Annotated in this window: 19 protein-coding genes; 15 read left to right on the forward strand and 4 right to left on the reverse strand. The window is 42.3% G+C overall.

Annotated features, from left to right (window positions below; genetic code table 11):
* Position 1: 1 nt before the first annotated feature.
* Positions 2 to 1,282: an O-antigen ligase family protein gene (locus O0550_RS02040; RefSeq protein ID WP_022584118.1), complete on the reverse strand. Its 1,281-nt coding sequence runs from the start codon at positions 1,280 to 1,282 to the stop codon at positions 2 to 4.
* Positions 1,283 to 1,412: 130 nt separating this feature from the next.
* Here O0550_RS02040 and murJ point away from each other — a divergent pair, with 130 nt between their 5' ends.
* Entirely contained in the window at positions 1,413 to 2,939 is a 1,527-nt protein-coding gene (gene murJ / locus O0550_RS02045; RefSeq protein ID WP_258425548.1) for a murein biosynthesis integral membrane protein MurJ, read from the forward strand.
* A gap of 116 nt (positions 2,940 to 3,055) precedes the next feature.
* On the opposite strand, the gene O0550_RS02050 is transcribed toward murJ, so the two are convergent.
* Positions 3,056 to 4,441, reverse strand: a complete 1,386-nt coding sequence (locus O0550_RS02050) for a zinc ribbon domain-containing protein (RefSeq protein WP_003338927.1) — start codon at positions 4,439 to 4,441, stop codon at positions 3,056 to 3,058.
* A 169-nt stretch (positions 4,442 to 4,610) separates the two neighbouring features.
* Between O0550_RS02050 and O0550_RS02055 the strand changes: the two genes are divergently transcribed.
* The 9 genes from O0550_RS02055 (at position 4,611) to O0550_RS02095 (ending at position 12,826) form a co-directional block, all read left to right on the forward strand.
* Positions 4,611 to 4,973: a thioredoxin family protein gene (locus O0550_RS02055; protein WP_003338926.1), complete on the forward strand. Its 363-nt coding sequence runs from the start codon at positions 4,611 to 4,613 to the stop codon at positions 4,971 to 4,973.
* Between the two features lie 35 nt (positions 4,974 to 5,008).
* Positions 5,009 to 5,407, forward strand: coding sequence for a hypothetical protein (locus tag O0550_RS02060; protein ID WP_242401293.1), 399 nt, complete (start codon positions 5,009 to 5,011; stop codon positions 5,405 to 5,407).
* 29 nt (positions 5,408 to 5,436) lie between these two features.
* Positions 5,437 to 5,781 carry a hypothetical protein gene (locus O0550_RS02065; protein ID WP_003338924.1) on the forward strand — a complete coding sequence of 115 codons (345 nt, stop codon included), beginning with the start codon at positions 5,437 to 5,439 and terminating at the stop codon, positions 5,779 to 5,781.
* Positions 5,782 to 6,241: 460 nt separating this feature from the next.
* A complete protein-coding gene (locus O0550_RS02070) occupies positions 6,242 to 7,429 on the forward strand; it encodes a hypothetical protein (RefSeq protein WP_258425549.1) in 1,188 nt (395 codons plus the stop codon).
* A gap of 59 nt (positions 7,430 to 7,488) precedes the next feature.
* The gene (locus O0550_RS02075) at positions 7,489 to 8,034 is read left to right on the forward strand and encodes an RNA polymerase sigma factor (protein WP_068792029.1); all 546 of its coding nucleotides are present in this window, start codon (positions 7,489 to 7,491) and stop codon (positions 8,032 to 8,034) included.
* The gene (locus O0550_RS02080) at positions 8,015 to 9,589 is read left to right on the forward strand and encodes a PepSY domain-containing protein (RefSeq protein WP_258425550.1); all 1,575 of its coding nucleotides are present in this window, start codon (positions 8,015 to 8,017) and stop codon (positions 9,587 to 9,589) included. Before O0550_RS02075 ends, O0550_RS02080 begins: the two co-directional genes overlap by 20 nt.
* Before the next feature lie 225 nt (positions 9,590 to 9,814).
* Positions 9,815 to 10,819 carry an ABC transporter substrate-binding protein gene (locus O0550_RS02085; protein WP_022584126.1) on the forward strand — a complete coding sequence of 335 codons (1,005 nt, stop codon included), beginning with the start codon at positions 9,815 to 9,817 and terminating at the stop codon, positions 10,817 to 10,819.
* A gap of 18 nt (positions 10,820 to 10,837) precedes the next feature.
* Positions 10,838 to 11,908: a FecCD family ABC transporter permease gene (locus tag O0550_RS02090; protein ID WP_083208729.1), complete on the forward strand. Its 1,071-nt coding sequence runs from the start codon at positions 10,838 to 10,840 to the stop codon at positions 11,906 to 11,908.
* Positions 11,909 to 11,914: 6 nt separating this feature from the next.
* Positions 11,915 to 12,826 carry an ABC transporter ATP-binding protein gene (locus O0550_RS02095; RefSeq protein WP_181747077.1) on the forward strand — a complete coding sequence of 304 codons (912 nt, stop codon included), beginning with the start codon at positions 11,915 to 11,917 and terminating at the stop codon, positions 12,824 to 12,826.
* 55 nt (positions 12,827 to 12,881) lie between these two features.
* On the opposite strand, the gene O0550_RS02100 is transcribed toward O0550_RS02095, so the two are convergent.
* Together O0550_RS02100 and csaB are read right to left on the reverse strand one after the other, a co-directional pair.
* Positions 12,882 to 13,730 carry a class I SAM-dependent methyltransferase gene (locus O0550_RS02100; RefSeq protein ID WP_022584129.1) on the reverse strand — a complete coding sequence of 283 codons (849 nt, stop codon included), beginning with the start codon at positions 13,728 to 13,730 and terminating at the stop codon, positions 12,882 to 12,884.
* Between the two features lie 31 nt (positions 13,731 to 13,761).
* Positions 13,762 to 14,865, reverse strand: coding sequence for a polysaccharide pyruvyl transferase CsaB (gene csaB / locus O0550_RS02105; RefSeq protein WP_258425551.1), 1,104 nt, complete (start codon positions 14,863 to 14,865; stop codon positions 13,762 to 13,764).
* 353 nt (positions 14,866 to 15,218) lie between these two features.
* Here csaB and O0550_RS02110 point away from each other — a divergent pair, with 353 nt between their 5' ends.
* The 5 genes from O0550_RS02110 to fadR all read left to right on the forward strand — a co-directional run bounded on the left by O0550_RS02110 (position 15,219) and on the right by fadR (position 21,335).
* Positions 15,219 to 16,154 carry a 50S ribosomal protein L11 methyltransferase gene (locus O0550_RS02110; protein WP_258425552.1) on the forward strand — a complete coding sequence of 312 codons (936 nt, stop codon included), beginning with the start codon at positions 15,219 to 15,221 and terminating at the stop codon, positions 16,152 to 16,154.
* Between the two features lie 23 nt (positions 16,155 to 16,177).
* Positions 16,178 to 17,353: a thiolase family protein gene (locus tag O0550_RS02115; RefSeq protein ID WP_121473620.1), complete on the forward strand. Its 1,176-nt coding sequence runs from the start codon at positions 16,178 to 16,180 to the stop codon at positions 17,351 to 17,353.
* A gap of 149 nt (positions 17,354 to 17,502) precedes the next feature.
* Positions 17,503 to 18,549: an LCP family protein gene (locus O0550_RS02120; RefSeq protein WP_258425553.1), complete on the forward strand. Its 1,047-nt coding sequence runs from the start codon at positions 17,503 to 17,505 to the stop codon at positions 18,547 to 18,549.
* A 230-nt stretch (positions 18,550 to 18,779) separates the two neighbouring features.
* Positions 18,780 to 20,489, forward strand: coding sequence for a long-chain-fatty-acid--CoA ligase (locus tag O0550_RS02125; protein ID WP_258425554.1), 1,710 nt, complete (start codon positions 18,780 to 18,782; stop codon positions 20,487 to 20,489).
* A gap of 258 nt (positions 20,490 to 20,747) precedes the next feature.
* Entirely contained in the window at positions 20,748 to 21,335 is a 588-nt protein-coding gene (gene fadR, locus O0550_RS02130; protein ID WP_003338909.1) for a fatty acid metabolism transcriptional regulator FadR, read from the forward strand.
* The last annotated feature ends 20 nt before the right edge of the window (positions 21,336 to 21,355 follow it).

The raw sequence follows: 21,355 nt of genomic DNA on the forward strand, positions 1-21,355 counted from the left end.
TTTAAGATCTGGAGCCAATTTTGCGGTTGGCGTACCGGAAGTCAAGAGTGGCTAGCGCCGCTACCATTCCGCCTAAGAGCCAGAAGAAGGTAGACATAAACGGCACTTCAAAGATGTTTTCCACAAAATTATGGAAGAACACTGCCAGAAAACCGCAGAATAACCCTAAGCCAGTATAGAAATACGGCGTGTTTTTCCAGCGCAGGGTCGCCTGAGCCGCATATTTAACAATGGCAAGCATCATGGAAACCAATAGAGTCAAGCCAATGATCCCTGTTTCAGCCAACGTTTTAAACATATAGCTGTCAGTATAGATAGTTCCAAAATAACGGGAACCCACGGCTCCGCCCCAATGACCAGGGCCAGCGCCAAATAATGGTTCTAGTCGCATCCGGTGGTAAGCATTCGTCCAACGCGCGACGCGGCCGCTTTGGCTACTCTTTTCCCAATAGTCCTCGGTAAACAGAGTAGTAATGCGGTTTTGTACCTTACCGATGACAGGAGTTGTCTCTGGTACAGCCAATAAAACAACACCGCCAATTATGGCTACGGCTACAATGGATAAGAAAACTTTCCGGTTCACAAAAACAGAGCCAATAACTAATACAGCTAAGAGAGCGAACCAAGCTCCGCGCGAGCCTGTTGCAATAAGACAAACCAGCATGATCAGGGATGTCAGCCCCCAAAGAAGCTTTTGCTTTTTCGTTATCCCTTGCAAAAATAAGCCGACTGCAATTGGGATGGTAAGGATCATGTAGCTACCCAATACGTTCGGGCTTGTTACAATGGAGAATGCACGTCTCTTCATTGATTCGTTTTCTCCTGTCCAGGAGCTGTTTACTTCCACCCCAAGCACAACCTGCATTACGCCAATCAAGGCTACGAATAGACCAACTAAGGTGAAGGCTTTCAAGAAACTCTGCATTTGTTCTTTCGACTCAATGAGATAGAAGCCGATTAATAATGCAACCATATATTGGAATATAGCTCGAAAACCTTCTACGCTAGCATTAAAATTAGTCATATCCATAAACATAAGTCCCAGGCCAAATATCAAAAAGGCAAGGAACGCATGCTTAATGCCAGGCATGGTACGGTGGCCTTTTGCATACGCAATAAAGGTAAACAGAAGGAGGACAGTAAGTACGCCTTCATCCCACAAAGAAACAATAAATCCAATCGGGATAAATTTACGCATTGCGTAATCAATGATAGGATAGGTGAGTAATAAGTAAATCCAGTTGGTAGGATTCATAACCAACTTTTTTAGATTCGTTTTCAAGCGAAGTCCCCCTACACATATGTTCGACCCTACCATTATAATGAATCATAAGATAGGGTAGCAAGGAAAAGAAATCTAGCGTTGTTAACTAACAGATAAGTAGCGCGCAAGAATTAGGAGATTACAAGCTGTGAATTTACTAAAAACTGCATCCATGATAGTAGTAATAACATTGATAGGACGCTTGCTAGGCTTTGTTCGCACACTCTATGTTTCACATTTGTATGGAACAGGAATGGAGGCGGATGCCTACTTTCTTGCCCTAACGATTCCCATGACCTTGTTCATGATCATTCCAGGAGCGATCAATGCAGTGATGATCCCCACTATGCGAGGAATACTAGAAGAGAATCAGACACAGAAGGCTTCTGTTCTCTACCATAAAATGCTTGCACTCATAACCTTTAGCTTTTTTGCTCTGACTGTGGCCGGTTATTTCCTTTCTCCTCAGATTGCTCTGATGTATGGAGTAAGCGGTGAGAAAGCGGAACTTACCATCCGGCAATTACAGTTGATGTGGCCGTCTGTTTTCTTTATTGGTCTAGCTGGATTATGGGCAAGCGTCTTAAATGCACATCATCATTTTTTTACGTCTACATTAGGCACGGTAGCGAACAGTGTTATTGTTATCCTTGCCATGGTTGCTTTAGTACCAATTGTTGGAGTAGATGGTTTATCAATAGCTACCACTCTTGGTTACGTAGCTGCTTTAGTCGTGATGTGGCCAGCCATGCGTAAATATGGCTATAGTCAACGGTTTAACCTGCAATATCGTCAGGATACTGAATTGCGAAGCATGGGTGAACGGGTTGTGCCAATCCTCATTGGTTCCGTTATCTCGCAAACCACCACCTTTCTGGAACGTGGATTAACTACGGGGCTTGGAGATGGAAAGGTTGCGGCACTTTCTTATGCTAATCAGATTGCTCAGCTACCAATGGCTATTTTTGTTGGGGCGTTTACATTACCATTGTTTCCGCTGCTAGCCAATTACGTAAAGCGTAAAGAAATGCATTTAATGAAAGCTACACTGGAAAAAGGGTTGTCTTATTTATTGATTTTGTTGTTTCCAGTGACAATTGGCTTCATTTTATATGGCGAAAATTTGATTAGTCTTCTATTTGTTCGCCAATCGGGTGCTTTTAATGAAGAAGCATTATCTTGGACTGCCTTTGGTCTTATTTTCTATGGTATGGGTCTTTATTTCCTAGCGGCCCGCGATTTGATTACACGTGCGTTTTATGCCTTAGAAAACACCCGTACACCTGTGATTGTGGGAGTGATAGGCATCGGAGTTTACGTGTTGACTGCCAAATTGTTCACCCCGCTTTTAGAGCACGGCGGTGTAGCATTAAGTGCTTCTGTATCCGCAATGGTGCAGTCCATCCTATTGTTTTTGTTACTCTGGCGCTCCATTGGTCAGCTTCTTACCTGGGACTTCCTTTTGACAGTAGCAAAGGTTTTGATTGCCTGCGCAGTTATGTCTGTTGTCGCCTTCATTCTCCGAGTTCTGATGCTGGAATCGGGTAGGCTTCTCGATTTACTGGTAGGCGGTACTGTGTCTACAGTCATTTACTTTACAGTGTTGTTTATTTTACGCGAACCGCTTGTGAAAGATATTGTCGGCAAGATAGCGGGACGCTTTATGAAGAAGTAGGAGACATTCTCTATCAAATGACGATTAGCAAGAGAAAAGGTTTCTTTCTATATAGAAAAAGGCATTCACTGTATTGTTTACGGTGAGTGCCTTTTCTCATTTCTATCACGTTTTGCCTACTTTAATTTCTTCACCTGATTAGGAGTAAGACCAAAGCGGGACACTGATGCAGCACGAGTAGAGGCTAGCTGCCACTTATCTTTTATTTTGTGTAGCTCATATTCCCAGCATTGCTCATCCTGCCCGTGATCATCTATTTGATTGGTGCTAAGATTTTTCCATTTATCTTGATAAACTTCTCTGACCATTACTTTTAAATGGGTGTCATCTACTATTTCTAAAGAGCCAAAGTCAATTTCTAAATGAAGCAATTCACCTACAAAGACTTGTTTTAGAATGTCTGGTGTAGTTTCAAATTGCTCAACCTCACGCTCATAACTCTGTTTCTCATCGCCGTTTGGGGAGAGATAAGGTAAGAGAGGGTCAACGGTCGTTTTCGTCTTGGCATATTGCAGCCATGCTTTATTATAATTTGTAAAGAAAGCGGAGACATCGCCTTCAATATTACCTGCTTGAGAAATTTGGAGCGGTAAATCAATAAATGTATCTTGTTCGCCCAAGGTACCCGTCTTCGTTACCTCGCCGAGTGGTGTAGATGCTTTGACCGTAAATTCGAGAGCTTTTTTGGGAGCGTTTTTGATTAAAGCATCGTAGCCGGTAAAGCTCTTTTCAAAGGTAACGGGAATAGCCTGACCGTTATGGAATAAGGCAGCGTTTTTAACATTGGTGTACACCTTAATGTCACGAACAGGGAAATTCACTTTGAATCGTTTAGAACGACCATAATTAACATCAAATTTGATTTCGGTAGTCACTGTGCCGAGCAGGGTAGGTAAACTACCATTCATAAAATGCTCTCCCGGGAAGAAGGGGCCTACCTTGAAAGTAACTTGGTCTTCTTCGTCATCCTGTTCAGATGTCTGTTTTTTCGCTTGTTTTTGATCAGACGGTTCTGATTGAGTCTCAGGAACAATCTCTACACCTTGCTCTCCTGTTGCTAGTTTGGTTCCTTTTGGTCCCATTAATTTCATATAGATGGGACGTACCTGTACCTTGTATAAGCTACCTTCCTTTTTTAATACTAGTAAAGAATTTGCTTCTTCAGCATCGTCTAGGGCCTCTGGCTTATATGAGGGATTCGTTTGATAGCTCAGAGCTTGATCGGCAAGGGAGCCTATGTATGTTTTCCAGGTTTCGGTATGCTGTGATAAATTCTCAATAATGCCAACTGCATTTTTGTCAGTCAATACGGCTTTGACACCAGTTGGAACAGTAGTCACTTGTAAGAAGACATCTGCTTGCTTCTGCTCTACCGCCTGTTTAAACAGCTTCACGACTGTTTCTGGATTTTTGTACACAGCATTACGTTGTTGATTAAAAACAAGAAAGCCTACAGCAACTATAAGTAAAATGGCAATAGGAATGATGATTTTCCATTTCATAGGAATCCTCCTTCTAAAAGAACCTTCTTCTTTTATTCTAGGTGATTATTTTCACACGTCAATGCAGGAAGTGGTTCATTGTAAAGAATGTTTCAATATAAGTAAGACGAAACGCCGATAGAGAGGAAGAGAGGATTATGAATAAAAATGCTTAGGAGGAAAACTGACGATGAAAGAATACGTGACCCTAGAAGAATTGGAACAGGCGCTACAAGCATTTCCGCTCTGTCTAATTCTCCTTACCTCTAAGAATTGCGGTGTTTGCGAGGCTGTGGAACAAAAGCTACATACCTGGCTGTCAAAGGATCAGCCCTTACATCCTGAAGAACAGCAACCTTATATACTTGAAGGCTTTCATGTAAGCAAAGCTTCTATTGATAAGCTTCCTGAGCTGTCTGGAAGGTTCTTGGCATTTTCTGGACCCACCATACTTGTATTTGCCTATGGGAAAGAAATATATCGACAAGCGAGATTTATTCACATGCAAGAGCTAAGCGAGGCGCTCAAGCAAGCTAAAGTTATGATAGAATAAGAGAAGGTTAAACATGAAGAGAGAGGTAAGAAAAAGTGAAATCAGGTACCGAGGAGAAGGGATTGCCGAAAAGAATACGCCTTTGCGGACGTTACCAGATTAAAAAAATGATTTCGCAAAGCGAGCTGTCGATTGTGTATACTGCACGTCAGTTTGGCAGTAAGCATACGCGTGTTATGAAAGAGTTTTTTCCGAGAGCACTTGCCTTACGTGATCTTGATCATAAGACCGTTTTTTGTCGGATGCCTTCTTTGCAGGAGAAATATAACGATCTATTACAGGCATTTATACGAGAAGCAGAAATCATAAAAGGACTGAATCATCCTAATTTTGTGTCATATGTAGATTTCTTTGAAGAGAATGGTACGGCTTACTTAGTAATGAATGATTGCCAAGGTGAACCAGTAAATCCGCTATTCCTTGAAGAGTTTTAGAGTAAATTATATATTTGAGGTGGGAAATATTGGCAAAATTCTCTTTAGTACTTAACTCTAATATTAACAGTAGCTTGCTAATGACAATAAAGAAATACACAGGTGTATCTTTTTCTGAAATTAAAACCAATATTGCTGATAAGAAACCGATAATGGTCGTAAATCGCCGCAACAAAGAGGAACTAGAAAAGATGAAAGATTTAATCCAGATACTATCTAAGCATAAGGTCATATTCAGAATTCTAAAGCAAACTGACAGTGGGACTGAGGAATTAACACTAGAATTGTTCATGAATAGCTTTGAACGATCACGTCAAATTGCAGAAGATAGGGAACGTTTGGATGCGATTTTAGTAGAAGAGGACAGCGACTAATTAACAAGTAGTGTTTTCTGTTATTTCTTTTTTGTGTAACCATCGACTAACCTTGATTGGCTTCGTGCTTTACAAGGTTCCTTATCTAGTGACGGAAACCTAAATAACATAATGTAAATGTAGACAGGTTGAATTAATGGTGAAACAACTTTCTTGCCATGATCAACCTGTTTTTTCATATTTCGTTATGGAATATCAAATAAAAAATTCAATTCCAAGATGCTATTCGGCAAAATATGATGGGGTTTTCGTACATTACGTTTTTCACAACAGATCTAACCCTGAGCCGACTTTGAACAACCCGGGGCTATTCCACGAGACGCAAAACGAACTCATCTCCCCACACCAACCCAATTGTATACATATCATTTTCCTAATAAAAAAACAAAAAAGCTGTAACCATTTCCCGCTTGGTTCGACTAATAGAGGTTAAAAAAGGTAGAGATTGAGGAGAGATAAAATGAATACCCCCAAAAACAAAACGATGTCAGTACCCAGATATATAGCAATTGCTTCAGCTATAACACTACTTTCTGTACCGATCTCACCGGTTTGGGCTATAGATACGAAAACTACTGGAAAAAAAGCCACCTCTACACAAGGAGAGATCACCCAACAAGCTGATATCAATCGTCAGGTAAAGAGTGTGATAGATAAGCTAACGCTAGCCTTTCCCGAAATCAAGGAATATAAAAATCAGAAGATTGATCTTACAAAAAGGTGGAGTAAATTGATAAACGTAGAATTAAGCAAGAATGGTGCGGGTAATACGCCAATCGTCACTATTCAATTAGACAGACAAACCGGAGAATTATTATATTTCGGCTTTTTTGAACGAACAGAATATCCCAAGGGGACAAGTGTTTACACTTCTTTAAAGGGATCGGAAAAACAAATCACCGATGAAACAGCTAAACAACAAGCAGCCCTTTTACTAGAAAAATTGTATGGAGAAAAGGCAAAGAATTCCGTGCCTATTTCTATATGGAGAGAAGCCAAAGAAGAAGGGGAAGGCAAGCTAATTTCAGCTAAAACCCTGCCACCAGTCGTTAATTTCCGAATCAGCCTTCCAAATAAGAAAAATCTAACAACTTACGTTTCGGTGCGTTTCGGTGAAAATGGTAGAATTGAAAGCTTGGATGCTGTAACAAAACCAATTTTATTTGATAAATGGTATGCGGCTGACCTCGAAAATCGGGACATGCCAAATGACGAGCTGACAAAGCCGGCACAGGCTATGTTTGATCGGATGCACGTACTTTACCCGGAATTAAGAGATTATCATGTAAAAGAAATTAGCCTATCAACATATAATTCTTTTTATGATATTTCTTTTAAAAGGTCAAAGACTGATAAAAAAGAAGAAGTCAGAATGCAAATAGACGAAGAAACAGGCAAGCTTGTCTATATGCAATTTAAAAAACGCCCATCTGGGAAAGGAGCATCTCCAGAGCTGGCCAAACAAAAGGCATTTGATTTCTTACAGCGTGTCCAAGGAGGCAAAGAAACAAGCTACACAGTTGGAAATATCATTATGCCGGGAACAAATGGAGTAACGCTAGTCATCCTAGATGGTCCAGCTCCTGAAAAAGAGCATTATGCCTTTGGGGTGGGGGCAGACGGTAAAATATACAGCTTCGATGGCTAATTGTTACTCATATAGCCTGAGAGACTTATCAACAAGAGATTTTGAATGGAGGAACTGCATTGTATGGCGAAGATGTAAAACAGCAGGTGCTGTTCATTTATGAGCAGTATTATTTGGATGTCTATCATTTTCTGCTCTATTATACTGGCAATCAAAATGATACAGAGGATTTGACACAGGAGGTTTTTGTCCGTGTGATCCGTGCCTTGGAACGCTATGAGAGCAGGGCAAATATCAAAACATGGCTATTTGCGATAGCAAAGCACATTGCTATTGACTATCATCGCAAGAAAAGATGGAAAAGTCTGTTTTCCATTGATGTGCTAAAAAAACATGTGTCTTCAGATGGTTTGCCGGAAAAAGCAGTAGAAAGCTGGGAGGAGGAGCAGGAGTTGATCCGAGCGATCCAGAAGCTCCCACAGCATTACAGAATGGTTGTCATACTAAGAGGAATTCAGGGATACAGCGTCAGAGAAACCGCCTCCATCATGGATTATTCGGAATCACAGGTGAAAGTGACCTTGCATCGAGCATTAAAGAAGCTTGAAAAGGAATTAGCAGGACGGATAGGAGGGGAGCTGTACGATGGATTGGCAAAAAGATAAGGAATTGCTTGTTCGCTTAAGAAGATTACATACAAAAAACAAACCAAGTAAAGACTTTGTGGAATCGTTACGTGCCCGTCTAGAGTATCAGACGAATCTTGTGGTGCATAAAAGAAGCCGATTATTTCGGCCAATTCAATACGGACTGGGATTAGCAAGCATATTCGCACTTTTATTGTACCTATTTGCGCCTTCAATGCATAAAGAGGCTTTGCCACCTATGTCCAGCTATCCTACGAAACAGGAGTTTATTGCGAAGCCCCCTGTTGAGGTAGCAGATAAGCAAAAGCAACAGCAGGAACAAAAACAACAGCCCGTATCTAAGCAACCGATTTCTCTAAAGGATTCCCCTATCCAGAAACAAACGAAAGGAAAAGAACAAAACGATGTGACAACTCCAAGATCAGCAACAAAAGAGAATAGACAAGAACCAAACAATCCTCCCCCGAAGGAAAAGGCATTGACCTATTTGCAAGAGCTCGGTGGCGAGGATATAAGAGGATATCAAATAAATCCCGTACTGTCTGCTCCAGCTCGCGGATACATTTTCATGAACCGGATGGTAAATGGAATCCCTTTTTTGGCGGACAGTTATAAAGTGGAATTAGATGAATCAGGGCAAATAAAACAATCTACCATTACCAAAAATACAGATACGAATCTGAAATTTCCGTTGCCACAGCAAGCTATATCTAAAGCGACTGCTACACAATTATTTATGAAAAATATGAGGCTAGTCTACCAAGGGGATGAAAAGCCGCGTCTTACCTATGAATTTAATTTTTCGGGCTATATAGATGCGGTTAGCGGGCAAGTAAGAGAAGCGAAGGAAGAGGAGCAAGGTCAACAATCTAGTAAGCCTATTCCGATCATAGCCCAGAGTAAAAAACTAATTGCTCATACCCCAGAGGAGGTTGTGAGAATCCTTCAACAGGAATTTGGCATCGTTGTATATGGACCTAATGCGACAGATGATGCTGGATCTACGGAAAACTACAAACAATATTCCTGGCAAATGGAAGAGGGAAAAATACTTAAGGTTGAGACCCTTGATGGACAAATAATGGGATTTAGGATTAGTTCATCAGATGAGAAGGATGCGAATGCTTCTACCAATGCGATTCACAAGGAATTAACTGGAACGGCGACGAGGATCATCGAAAGATATATGGATGCCAATACGAAAGAGCTTCAATTAATCGACGTTAACAAAGCAGGATTGACTCAAACCTATCAATTTATAAGGTCGCATCAAGGTATACCCATTATTAACCGAAGCTATTCGGTAACGCTTGATACCATAACAGAGAAGGTAATTGGACTTCATCTAGGCTATAGCGTACAAGGCCCTGCTACACTACCAGACAAATCGAAAGCCATGACGCCAGAAGCAGCAGCAGCAATTTACTTGAAAGAACGACCGCTATCCTTAGTCTATACCATGCTAGAGGATAAGAAGCAACAAAAAGTAACTCCTCACTTGGTTTATCAAATATATTATCATGACACACCTAGGCTATATGTGGATGCGGTGACTGGTGATGTAATTAGATAGTAAGGTGATGTTACCTTCTATACCAGTTTTCTTGTAAGTTCGCTTTCTTTCTCCTATAATTAAATACGATAGTTTCTTTTACGAGATAATTGCATTCTTTATGTCAGATGGAGGAAAGCAGTCCTCCCGTTCAAGAGGCGACACCATCCCTAATCCGTCTGTTTGAAGGATTGGGGATTTTTGGTACATATGATCGATTAAAATAAGGGAAGAGAGGATATTTCCATGAACAAAATGAAACATCGTCTAACAGCATTGCTAACCGTATGCTTAGCTGTTTCGCTAACTGCGTGTTCCGGTGAAACAACACCAAAGGAAGGAGTACAGCCATCCCCAAGCCAAAACCAAGCGACTGATTCTGCTGCGGATCATCAAGCGTCAGATGCTTCTCTAAAAACCATCTATCCGCTTAAGGTAAAAGATGTGACGGGAGAAGAGTTCATCTTCGAAAAAGCCCCGGAGCGTATTGTATCGGTATCGCCTGCCGAAACGGAAACCTTATTTGCTCTTGGACTTGAGCAACAAATTATGGGTGTTTCTGACTACGATGATTACCCAGCATCAACTAAGGATAAACCGAAAATGGGGAGCATTATGGCACCGAACGTTGAATCTATTTTGGCTGCCAAACCGGATATTGTCTTTACAGGAATTTCAATGAAAGAAGAAACAGTGAAGAAATTCCGAGAGCTTGGTGTAAAAATCTTTAAAGTAGAGCCGAAGACCTATGATGACGTGATCGCCAATATTGAGTTGTATGGTAAAATCACCGATCATCAGGCTGAAGCAAAGAAAGCTGTGGACGAGCTACAAAAGACTCTTGACGAGGTTTTAGCTGTTGTTAAACCTATCAATCAAAAAAAGAAAGTGTATCTTGAATTTTCTCCTGGCTGGACCGTTGGTAGCGGAGAGTTTTTGAACCAAATGATCGAGCTTGCTGGCGGAATCAACGTAGCTGGTGACACGAAAGGCTGGGTACAAATTAACGAAGAGACCATTATAAAACAAAATCCTGATGTCATTCTTTACACACAGGGTGTGGTAGACTCAAAAACCAACCAATCCTTAGAGGATATTATTCGCTCCCGTAAAGGCTGGAGTGGGATCGAGGCGATTAAAAACAACACAGTCGTAGGACTTGACCAAAATATCATTAGTCGTCCGGGACCTCGCCTTGCTCAAGGACTGAAAGAAATGGCGAAAGCAATCTATCCTGATAAATTTAAGTAAGTGGGGCTGACCTCTAGGATGAGTACAAATAGCGCTTGCGGACAGATGAACGGGAAAAAAAGAATGGCAGCAGGAGCAGTGGGAATCATACTGCTCCTGCTGTCTGTTGTGGCTAGCTTGGCCATTGGTTCGGTTATGCTGCCGATGGATGAGATAACCCGCATTTTACTACACCAAATTCCTGGAATGCATTCCGTTATTCCCGTTACATGGGATGAATCCTCTACACAGATTATGCTAAACGTAAGATTGCCGAGGGTAATCCTGGCTTTGTTAGTCGGAGCTTCGCTTGGAATAGCGGGAGCGGCGTTTCAAGGTGTTTTACGCAATCCTCTAGCAGACCCTTTTACGTTGGGAGTATCCTCGGGTGCTTCAGTTGGGGCGGCGATACTTATCTATTTTGGCCTGCAATATGCTTGGTTAGGGCAATGGACAGTGCCATTGACTGCCTTTGTGACTGGAGTTTGCACATTAGTGATTGTGCTACAGATGGCAAGAGAAAACGGAAAGATTCCTATTGAAACCCTAATTTTATCCGGGGTAGTCATGCAAGCATTTCTAGGCTCGATCGTTTCATTTCTTGTGGCAATGTCCAAGCAAACCATCAATGAAATTTTATTTTGGGTGATGGGAAGTTTAGCTATGCGAGGCTGGTCATATACGGGAATCCTCTTGCCTTACCTAGCTATAGGACTTCTTGTTTTATTTGCATATGCTCGTCCCTTAAATATGCTTGCCTTAGGAGAAAGACAAGCGGGACACCTAGGCTTGCATGTAGAAAGGACGAAATGGATTGTACTATTGACAGCCACTCTTGTAACGGCAGCAGCTGTATCCGTGTCAGGTGTGATCGGTTTTGTCGGATTGGTCGTTCCGCATCTGCTACGGATGATCATAGGAGCTGATTATCGTTTATTGATTCCCATGTCTGCTTTAGGTGGTGCTGTTTATGTGTTGTGGGCAGATACCATCTCCCGCACGTTGCTTGCTCCGACAGAAATACCGCTTGGAGTAGTAACGGCCTTTATTGGTGCACCGTTCTTTGCCATGCTATTGATCCGCAATAAACGGAAACGTAGGGGAGGATGATTGCTGATGACGAACAGAGGACAACAACAGGTAACAGCAGATAAACAACAGCAAAGCCGTGGCTTTTCCCGACATTTCAATAGCCAGCAGACCTTGCAAAAGGATCAGAATGCACCAGTCATTTCAGTCTGTGATGTCTCACATCGATATGGAAATCAAGCGGTTTTACATCAGGTGAGCATTGAAATTGGGGCGGGTGAGTGGCTAGGGATTATTGGACCGAATGGTAGCGGTAAATCTACCCTGCTATCTTTGATGTCACGAGCAGAGACACCATCTGCTGGACAAATTCTTGTATATGGAAAAGACATTAAATCATATGGAAGAAAAAAATTGTCCCAGCATATGGCTGTCCTCCAACAGGAAACCATTCCTCCGATTCATTATACGGTTCAAGAAGTCGTAGAAATGGGACGTTTCCCATATCAATCCTGGTGGGGAACAGAAGCAGAGGATAGCGGACCATTTATTGATAGTATCATGGAACGATTGCAATTAAAGAGGTTGGCAAACAAAAGATTAGATCAATTAAGCGGCGGACAACGACAGAGAGCTGCGTTAGCTAAGCTCATGGCTCAGTCGCCTAGCATCGTTTTGTTAGATGAACCTACTACTTATTTAGATATTCATTATCAAGTGCAATTCATGGATGTAGTGCAGGAATGGCAGCGGGAGTGCGGGGTAACGGTCGTGTCTGTTTTACATGATCTGAATTTAGCTGCTCTTTACTGTGATCGGATTATTGTACTACATGATGGAAGGATTTCGGCTGAGGGAACACCGACGGAAATGATGACCACAGAACGACTTTCTGACGTTTTCCAAGTAAACACAGCGATTATCAGGCATCCTCAAACAGAGCGACCACAAGTGCTAGTTTGCCCGAAACAGCAAGCAGAAAAGCTGATAATTGAATAGGCACATCGTAAGAAAACCCCAAGCAGAAGTTGACGATCTGCTTGGGGTTTTTGTCTTATTTCTTTTGATATACGCAAACAACCATCTTCACAAAATACTCGCGGAACAAAGATGTTTTTGCTAAATTGGCTACCACATTGCGCAAAGGGATTTCTTTTTGATATACAGCAGGGTAGTGAACGCCTTTTTGAATGTTGCGGAAACGTCTGATTGTCATGTGATTGATATACGAGAAGTACTCGGAACCATCTGGACGTTTGCTGATACGAAAGCCTAAACGATCTTTCCCGTCTGGCAAATCCTGCACGAGCTTACGATAGGCATCAATCAGGGTTTGTTCAGAAAAGAAGGAGTGAACCCAAGGGAATCCAATTGCATCTGACAAGTGAGCGCCGTATGGATGATAATACGGTGGGAAGTTAATGTAGAGATGACCGCCCTTTTTTAACACACGGAAGCATTCCTCCAGCGTTTTCTCTGGGTTATCTACATGCTCCATCGCATCATTCATAATAATTGTATCGAACGTCTCGTCTTCAAATAACATTTTGGATGCATCACCGGTCATGAAGGAAGCGATGTGATCCAAGCCTTTTTCCCTAGCAAAGGCATTACCTTCTTCTGCATAATGAGGGACAATGTCAATTCCGATAATCTTTTCTGGGCCAAATGTAGCGTAGTAGCAGGTTTTACCACCACCGCCACAGCCAATATCTAGCACGGTCTTATTTTTGAACATTTCTTCCTGAGAATGGAATGGCAGGAAGAATTGAATGGTCTGATCACCCTTGCGAAATTGCCATTCGGTATAACTCATTTTACCGTCATTCGCTAGATTGAACGGGTGGACCGGCAAAGGAAACATTTTGTTTAATGCGATAAGTAATGACGAAGAGAGTGACAAGGTATTTTGCCTCCTTACAAACAAACGACAGTTATTTCTTGCTGGCTAACGCTTGTAATACGAGCTCACTACTTTTCATAGCTTCCGCTTTGAGCAAGTCAGCCCTTTCACGGATGATGGCTTGCTCCCGATCTAGATGTAGCATACGATCGTCAAGTAGTGTAAGCAACTGCTCTGATGTTAAATCCTTGATATGGCCCGCACAGGTCATGCCTGCACGTTCCACAAAACGATCAATTTTAGGATCATAGGAAATCCCGATAAACGGAATGTGAAGCATACAAGCAAGGATCAAAGAGTGAAGCCTCATCCCCACCACGTAATCTGATTGCTTCAGGATGCACATAATGTCATGAAAAGAGACATGGTCCTTGAGCATTGCCGCACCCTTATGCTGCATCGCCTTCAGAATATCCTCAGAAGGGGCGATATCGCTTGGAAAATGCATGGGTAGAAACAAGACGTTCCAACCACGTTCCTGATAATAATCCGCAGCATCGGCAATCACCTGTTTGAAACGCTCTTCCGTTTTCCAATCACGAACAGAAAAGATCACAAGCGGTCGGGATGAATCTTCGAACATGGGTGATACCAGCTCAGCCCCGCGTTCATCCGAAATGTCCTCAGGATGAATAGTGAGGGCAGGGTCCGCTGTAACATATAACGGTGCCTTGGTTACCCCACAAGCTTTAAAATCTTCACCTGATTCATGATCGCGTACAGTAATGACATCTACATGATTCACGACTGTTTTAATCATAGAACGGCTAAAGGATTTTAGGATAGGACCGAAGCCTTGCGCATAAAATACGACGGGCTTGCCTAATAATTTGGCAATTGTAACGATCCCGAGATAATAGAGTACACTGCGGGGGCTGGTAACGTCCTGCATGAGTGTACCACCACCCATTACCAACAGGTCGCTTTGCTTTAATTCTCGCACAATCGTGGAGAGCTTCCAACGATTATGGGCGGATATCCCAAATAGCGATGTTGTCCGCTCAGGCGTATTTGACAACACGGATAGGGAAATATTCGGTTGTTCTCGTCTGAGCGAGGTAATGATTCCGTATAACACAACATCGTCCCCGGCATTATTAAAGCCGTAATATCCGGAGATGAGAATTCGCGACATGAGAGAACCTTCTTTCTATTCAAACGTACTGGTAACGTAACTGATAAGTAGTATACAATCATAAGTGCCGTTTTTCTAAATTGGGCACATCCTCAAGTATAATCGAGAGGCGATAGGTAAGTAAAGCGAAGGAGATAGAACTACATAATATAGTAGATTCCTGCGGCAACTAACAATACACTTAGTACGATAAAGCTGATCATCACATACAGGATGCCTTTGTTTTTTCGTCTTCGATAGAAAAACTCATCAAACATCGTGTAGACCCCTCTCTTAAACACGCTCTAATACCGTTCATATTACCATGTCTACACTAGGATACGCTAGATTTTTGGAAGAAAGGAACTTGTTGCATGACAAAATATTGGATGAAATATACGCTTTCCCTACCGGGAGAATTAGAGGAGATATTTTCCTATACCATTATGGAAACCGAATACACATTAGGATGGATTGAACCTCAAGTAGAGGTCATTACGACTAATAATGGATACGATTATGCAGAACTGACTGAGAAACCGATGACCGCCTATTTGTTTGAGCCATTATCCACTACGGAGCAGGAACAGACAACTCGACTACAGAGATATCTTGATCAATGGGAAGGCAGAATTAAAGTCACAGCCACTGAACAAGTAGAGGAGGAGAATGAATCGTGGAAAGATGAGTTTACCTCCATACAAGTGGGGGATTGGCTAATAGCTCCCTCTTGGGAAGATGCGCAGGTGCTAGAGCAAGCAGAGTATGTGCTCTACATTGATCCCGGTGCTGCCTTTGGAACGGGGTATCATGGAACAACACAGGATATTTTACGGTTTTTACAGGAGAGCGAATTAGCTGGCAAAACCATTTTGGATGTAGGAGCTGGTTCAGGAATTCTCTCTATTTTCAGCTTGTTAAATGGAGCCGCATATCCTGTCTATGCCGCAGATATCAACCCGGAGACTGATTATCAGCTAAAGCAAAATCTGGCTCTTAATCAATTATCTGATCAATCTGTGAAGGTGCTGATAGGGGATGCCTCCGTCGACGATCATCTGTTATCCTTGGAAAAATATTTTGATTTTATCTTCATTAATATCGGCGGAGAAGAAGTGATACAAATGCTGCCGCTAGTAAAACGTACCTTTAAGCCTACTGGCCGCTTACTCCTATCAGGAATAGTAGAATGGATTTTGCCAAAGGTAGTAGAAGCCTATGAACAAGCAGGATTTTATGTGATGGAACAAAAACAGAGCGAAGAATGGGTGACACTCTTATTGGAATTGTGCGACAATAAAGGAAAATAGTTGCATCCCAAAGGAGGAGTAGCATGGCAGAGCCTATCGTAATTGTCGCAGCAAAACGGACGCCCATTGGAACATTTGGCGGTATGTTTCAGGATGTGTCAGCACGTAAATTAGCTGAACTAACGATTCGTGACATCATGGATACAACAGGGATCGACCCCGAAGACATTGATGAGGTTATTCTAGGTAATTGTATTCAACGTACAGATGAGCCGAATATTGCAAGAACAGCTCTTTTAGACGCTGGTCTGCCCCAGCAAGTGACAGGATTGACTGTTCAGCGACAATGTTCCTCCGGTATGCAGGCAATTGTTTCAGGTCTGCAACAGATAGCTTTAGGAGATAGCGAGGTTGTAATCGCGGGCGGTGTGGAGAGCATGAGTCGCGCTCCTTATATCTTGAAGCAGGCCCGTTTTGGCAAGAGGCTCATGCATGGTGAAATGACAGACGCTTTATGGGAGCTGCTTACAGACCCGCATCACGATATTCTAATGGGTGAAACAGCAGAACGTTTGGCGGATCGCTATAAGATCAGCCGGGAGGAGCAGGATGAGATCGCTTATTTAAGTCATCAGAAAGCGGCGCATGCCACGAAAGAGGGGCTTTTTAAGGACGAAATCATCCCGATTGTTTTGAGTAAAAAAAATAAAACGAACACGCTCACCGCAGATGAGCATATACGCCCAGACATTACGCTCGATGCCTTAGCTACATTAAAGCCAACCTTTCGTGAGGAGGGAACGGTTACAGCGGGGAATGCTTCAGGCTTAAATGATGGTGCTTCTGCCGTGCTATTAATGAAAGAGAGTAAAGCTAAAAATCTTGGACTTACCGTACTAGGGCGCATTGTATCTTACGCATGGGCCGGAGTCGAGCCTGACTTAATGGGGTATGGACCAGTGCCAGCCACACAAAAAGCCTTGAAGAAAGCAGGGCTTCGTTTGCAAGACATACAACTGATTGAGGTTAATGAAGCATTTGCTTCTCAGTATTTGGCGGTAGAAAAGCTATTGGAATTGGATCGAACCATTACGAACGTAAATGGCAGTGGGATATCGCTTGGTCATCCAGTCGGCTCAACAGGCTGCCGCTTAATCGTCACCCTCCTGCATGAAATGAAACGCCGCCAGCTGCATAGAGGGTTAGCTACTTTATGTGTAGGTGGCGGACTGGGTATGAGTATGATTGTTGAACGATAAAATGAAACGAAGGCTGGCAGGGGATAATCCTGAGAACAGATTAGACTTGGTAGCTATTGCATAAATCGTACATTTTTTGACCATAGTATAAAGGACCCTGTATAGGGTTCTTTTTTGTATACATTGTGATGAGGTAAGGGGAAGATCAGATGCAAGTCAAGCAAAAGGAAACCGTCAAAAAAGTGATCGTCATTGTCCTTTGCGTCTTATTTTTAGCGTTGTTAGCCTATCTAGGTACTGCTTTTCAACAATACAAGCAGATGACGAAAGATTGGTATGAGCCGCTTCCTCAGGTGAGCGGCTCTTCATTTCCACACAACACCTCCATTTTGCAGACGCCAGGGGTTCCCTTGGATCAGTCCCCCAATCTTACAGCCGAAGAGCTTTATCACAAAGAACAAACCCTTCAGCCCTTTAGTATGATGCTAATCGGTACGGATAGTCGAAAAGGGGAGCGGGCACGCTCTGATACCCTACTGATAGCTACCATTAATCCGATAACGCAACAAGCACAATTGATCTCAATTCCTCGTGATACCTATATAAAAATTCCCGGTAAAGGCTTTGATAAAGTAAATCACGCTACTGCCTTTGGCGGACCGGCTCTGTTAAAAAAAACCTTGGAAGACTACTTATCCATTAAGATTGACCGTTATGCCACGATTGATTTTGATGGCTTCCGAAAGCTTATTGATGAATTGGGCGGTGTAGAAGTAACTGTCAAAAAACGTATGAAATATACTGATCCTAGTGATGGAACCAATATTGATCTATATCCGGGCAAGAAGGTTTTGAACGGGAAGCAAGCGCTAGATTATGCACGCTATCGTAAAAGTGATGTAGGCCACGAAGACAGCGACTACGAACGAATTGCTCGTCAGCAGGAAATTATCCGAGCTTTAGCTAATAAAGGAGGCTCCATGGATGCATTTTTAAAGGCTTTTAAATTAATGGAGATCTTAGGCAAACATATTAAGACAGACCTCACACAAAATGAAATTTCCTCGTTACTTGTCACCTACTATGATCCTAAAAAAAATCACATCACGACAGAAACGATTAGAGGACGTGATGAACGCATCTGGAATCATTCAACACTTGGCTGGTACTATTTAGTTTCTTCCGGTGAGAGAGAACGAATCCAGGAAAAAATAAAAAAAGTATTGAGTGCGAAAGCAGAAGATAACCAGAGATGATGCTCTCTTATTTTTATACAGCTAAAAATGTGAAAACGAGAGATGTGGGGTAGGAAAGGCATAACTATGAGTTGGAACAGTCAATTCTGTTTCGTTTTGCCTTTCCTGGCTGGAAAGATTAGTAAAAAAATCTGGAAAAGTCTATCTATTTAGAATAAAATAGTCAAATAAGGAGAGATTGTGAATGTGAAGATGGGAAAGATGAGGTATCAAAGGTTGGAGGGAAAGCGATGTTAATTGCCAAGCCTTGGTTATCTTGTTACCCAGCAGAAGTCCCCGCTACAGTGGAATACCCCCGTGTTCCATTGACGTACTTTTTAGAAAAATCAGCACAAGATTATCCACAAAATTATGCTCTTTCTTTTATGGGAAAGCGCATAACCTATCAAGAATTGCTCACCCAATCCTATCGTTTTGCTCATGTATTACGATCGCGAGGCGTACAAAAGGGAGATCGCATTGCCATAATGCTGCCAAATATTCCACAAACCATAATCGCTTTTTATGGAGCGATGTTTGCTGGAGCGGTGGTTGTTATGACCAATCCTTTGTATACAGAACGTGAATTAACGCACCAGCTAAACGATTCTGGTGCAGTTGCCATTGTCACCCTCGATCTCTTATACAATCGAGTGCAAAATGTGAGGTCAAATACCAAATTACTTCATGTATTTCTAACCAGCATACGAGATTTTTTACCTCCAATGAAGAAAGCGCTTTACCCGATTGCCCAGAAATTTGATAAAAAAGCGGTGCCAGTCCCAGCGATTCTCTATCAGGACGGGGTAGAGAGTTTTGTGCGTGCTCTAAAACAGGCGCCAACCGATCCGATCCATATTCAAGCAAATTGGGAGGAAGAATTAGCCCTATTGCAATATACAGGTGGAACAACAGGTCTTGCCAAGGGAGTGATGCTTACCCATCGAAATCTTGTGGCAAACGCTGTTCAATGCAAGGCTGTTCTTTACAAAATGAAGCAAGGACAAGAGAAAATTCTGGGAGTTCTCCCCTTATTTCATGTTTATGGGCTGACTACCGTGATGAATTGCGGCCTTCAGATGGGCGCAGAAATCATACTTGTTCCCCGTTTCGACGTTAAGCAAATTCTACAATTAATACAGAAGGAGCGGCCTACAATCTTTCCAGGGGCTCCTACCATGTATATTGGCCTGATTAATCATCCAGACATTAAACAATACGATTTGTCCTCTATTGAGGCCTGTGTTAGCGGTTCGGCTCCCTTGCCGTTAGAGGTACAGGAGCGATTTGAAGAAATTACAGGCGGAAAGTTGGTAGAGGGCTACGGTTTAACCGAGACCTCTCCTGTTACCCATTCAAATAACCTGTGGGAAAGACGCGTTAATAGCAGTATTGGACTTCCATGGCCAGACACGGAAGCTTGTATTATCGACCCAGCAACAGACGAAGCAATGCCTCCAAATCAAATTGGTGAATTGGCTGTTCGTGGTCCGCAGGTCATGAAGGGATACTGGAATCGTCCTGAAGACACGGCTATGGTTCTTAAGGATGGCTGGCTGTTGACGGGAGATATAGCATATATGGATGAAGAAGGGTTTTTCTACATCGTTGATCGAAAAAAAGATATGATTATTGCTGGGGGATTTAATATCTATCCGCGTGAGGTGGAGGAAGTTTTGTTTGAACATTCTGCCATTCAAGAGGCTGCGGTAGTCGGTATACCAGATCCATATCGGGGAGAGACAGTGAAAGCCTTCGTTGTCCTAAAGGATTCCTATCAGGTAACGGAGGAGGAATTGAATGCTTTCTGTCGTCAGCGATTAGCTAGTTATAAAGTACCGCGTTCCTATGAGTTTAGGGAAGAATTGCCTAAAACTATGGTAGGTAAGGTACTTCGTCGTCATTTGCAAGAAGAAGAAAAGAAGCGTATTGAAATAGAAAGTACAAGTAAATTGGGGTAAATCAAGAAAATGTGTCTAAAATGCGACAAAATTAGACATATGAAACGATTTCAGCACATTTCTATCTAGGAAGAATTGCCTATCTTTTCAAATAGAGGTACAATGATAGCAACGGTTTACCCTGACATGGGGTAAGCCGTTTTTTATTTATCCAATGCTTGACAGAGCCGGTTCGGTATTATAAACTTTTCTTGAATGAATATTCATTCATTTCTAACAAAAAATAAGGACATCTAAGAAAGTAAAATGGAGGGTAACATGGCCAAAAAAACGGGGGAAAAGTATCAAGCCATTATAAATGCAGCCGTCACGGTGATTGCCAAGCACGGTTATCATAACGCGCAGGTATCTCGGATCGCGAAAGAAGCCAAGGTAGCGGACGGCACCATTTATCTCTATTTTAAAAACAAGGATGATGTTCTTATCTCGTTGTTTAACGAGAAGATGGGACAGTTTGTAGAGAATTGCCGCGAGTTGACTTCTCAGGCTCAAGATGTTTCTGAGAAGGTGCGTATCCTCATTCGGAGTCATCTCAGCCAATTGGCGCAGGATCATAACTTAGCGATTGTGACACAAATTGAGCTGCGTCAGATTAATCCGGAAGTAAGTCAGGGTATTGGAGAAGTATTAAAATCATACTTTAATCTGATTGATGCAGTCGTTCAGGAAGGAATGGACTGCGGTATCTTCCGTGCAGATATTGATGTACGGATGGCACGCACAATGATTTTTGGTACGTTGGATCAGACGGTAACTTCTTGGATTATGAAAGAATGTAAGTACGATCTCGTCTCTCTTGTGGATCCCATTCATAATCTCTTCCTAAAGGGACTCTGCAAAAACTAGACCCCATTCAACCTAGGAAA

The sequence above is a fragment of the Brevibacillus halotolerans genome (genome assembly GCF_026891775.1).
GTDB lineage: Bacteria > Bacillota > Bacilli > Brevibacillales > Brevibacillaceae > Brevibacillus_B > Brevibacillus_B halotolerans.

Excerpts from the sequence above, each read along its gene's own strand:
- O0550_RS02090 (WP_083208729.1), top strand. The coding sequence starts at position 10,838 with ATGAGTACAAATAGCGCTTGCGGACAGATGAACGGGAAAAAAAGAATG.
- csaB (WP_258425551.1), bottom strand. The coding sequence starts at position 14,865 with ATGTCGCGAATTCTCATCTCCGGATATTACGGCTTTAATAATGCCGGG.
- O0550_RS02115 (WP_121473620.1), top strand. The coding sequence starts at position 16,178 with ATGGCAGAGCCTATCGTAATTGTCGCAGCAAAACGGACGCCCATTGGA.
- O0550_RS02080 (WP_258425550.1), top strand. The coding sequence starts at position 8,015 with ATGGATTGGCAAAAAGATAAGGAATTGCTTGTTCGCTTAAGAAGATTA.
- O0550_RS02120 (WP_258425553.1), top strand. The coding sequence starts at position 17,503 with ATGCAAGTCAAGCAAAAGGAAACCGTCAAAAAAGTGATCGTCATTGTC.
- O0550_RS02070 (WP_258425549.1), top strand. The coding sequence starts at position 6,242 with ATGAATACCCCCAAAAACAAAACGATGTCAGTACCCAGATATATAGCA.
- O0550_RS02095 (WP_181747077.1), top strand. The coding sequence starts at position 11,915 with ATGACGAACAGAGGACAACAACAGGTAACAGCAGATAAACAACAGCAA.
- O0550_RS02050 (WP_003338927.1), bottom strand. The coding sequence starts at position 4,441 with ATGAAATGGAAAATCATCATTCCTATTGCCATTTTACTTATAGTTGCT.
- fadR (WP_003338909.1), top strand. The coding sequence starts at position 20,748 with ATGGCCAAAAAAACGGGGGAAAAGTATCAAGCCATTATAAATGCAGCC.
- O0550_RS02055 (WP_003338926.1), top strand. The coding sequence starts at position 4,611 with ATGAAAGAATACGTGACCCTAGAAGAATTGGAACAGGCGCTACAAGCA.
- O0550_RS02125 (WP_258425554.1), top strand. The coding sequence starts at position 18,780 with ATGTTAATTGCCAAGCCTTGGTTATCTTGTTACCCAGCAGAAGTCCCC.
- O0550_RS02085 (WP_022584126.1), top strand. The coding sequence starts at position 9,815 with ATGAACAAAATGAAACATCGTCTAACAGCATTGCTAACCGTATGCTTA.
- O0550_RS02110 (WP_258425552.1), top strand. The coding sequence starts at position 15,219 with ATGACAAAATATTGGATGAAATATACGCTTTCCCTACCGGGAGAATTA.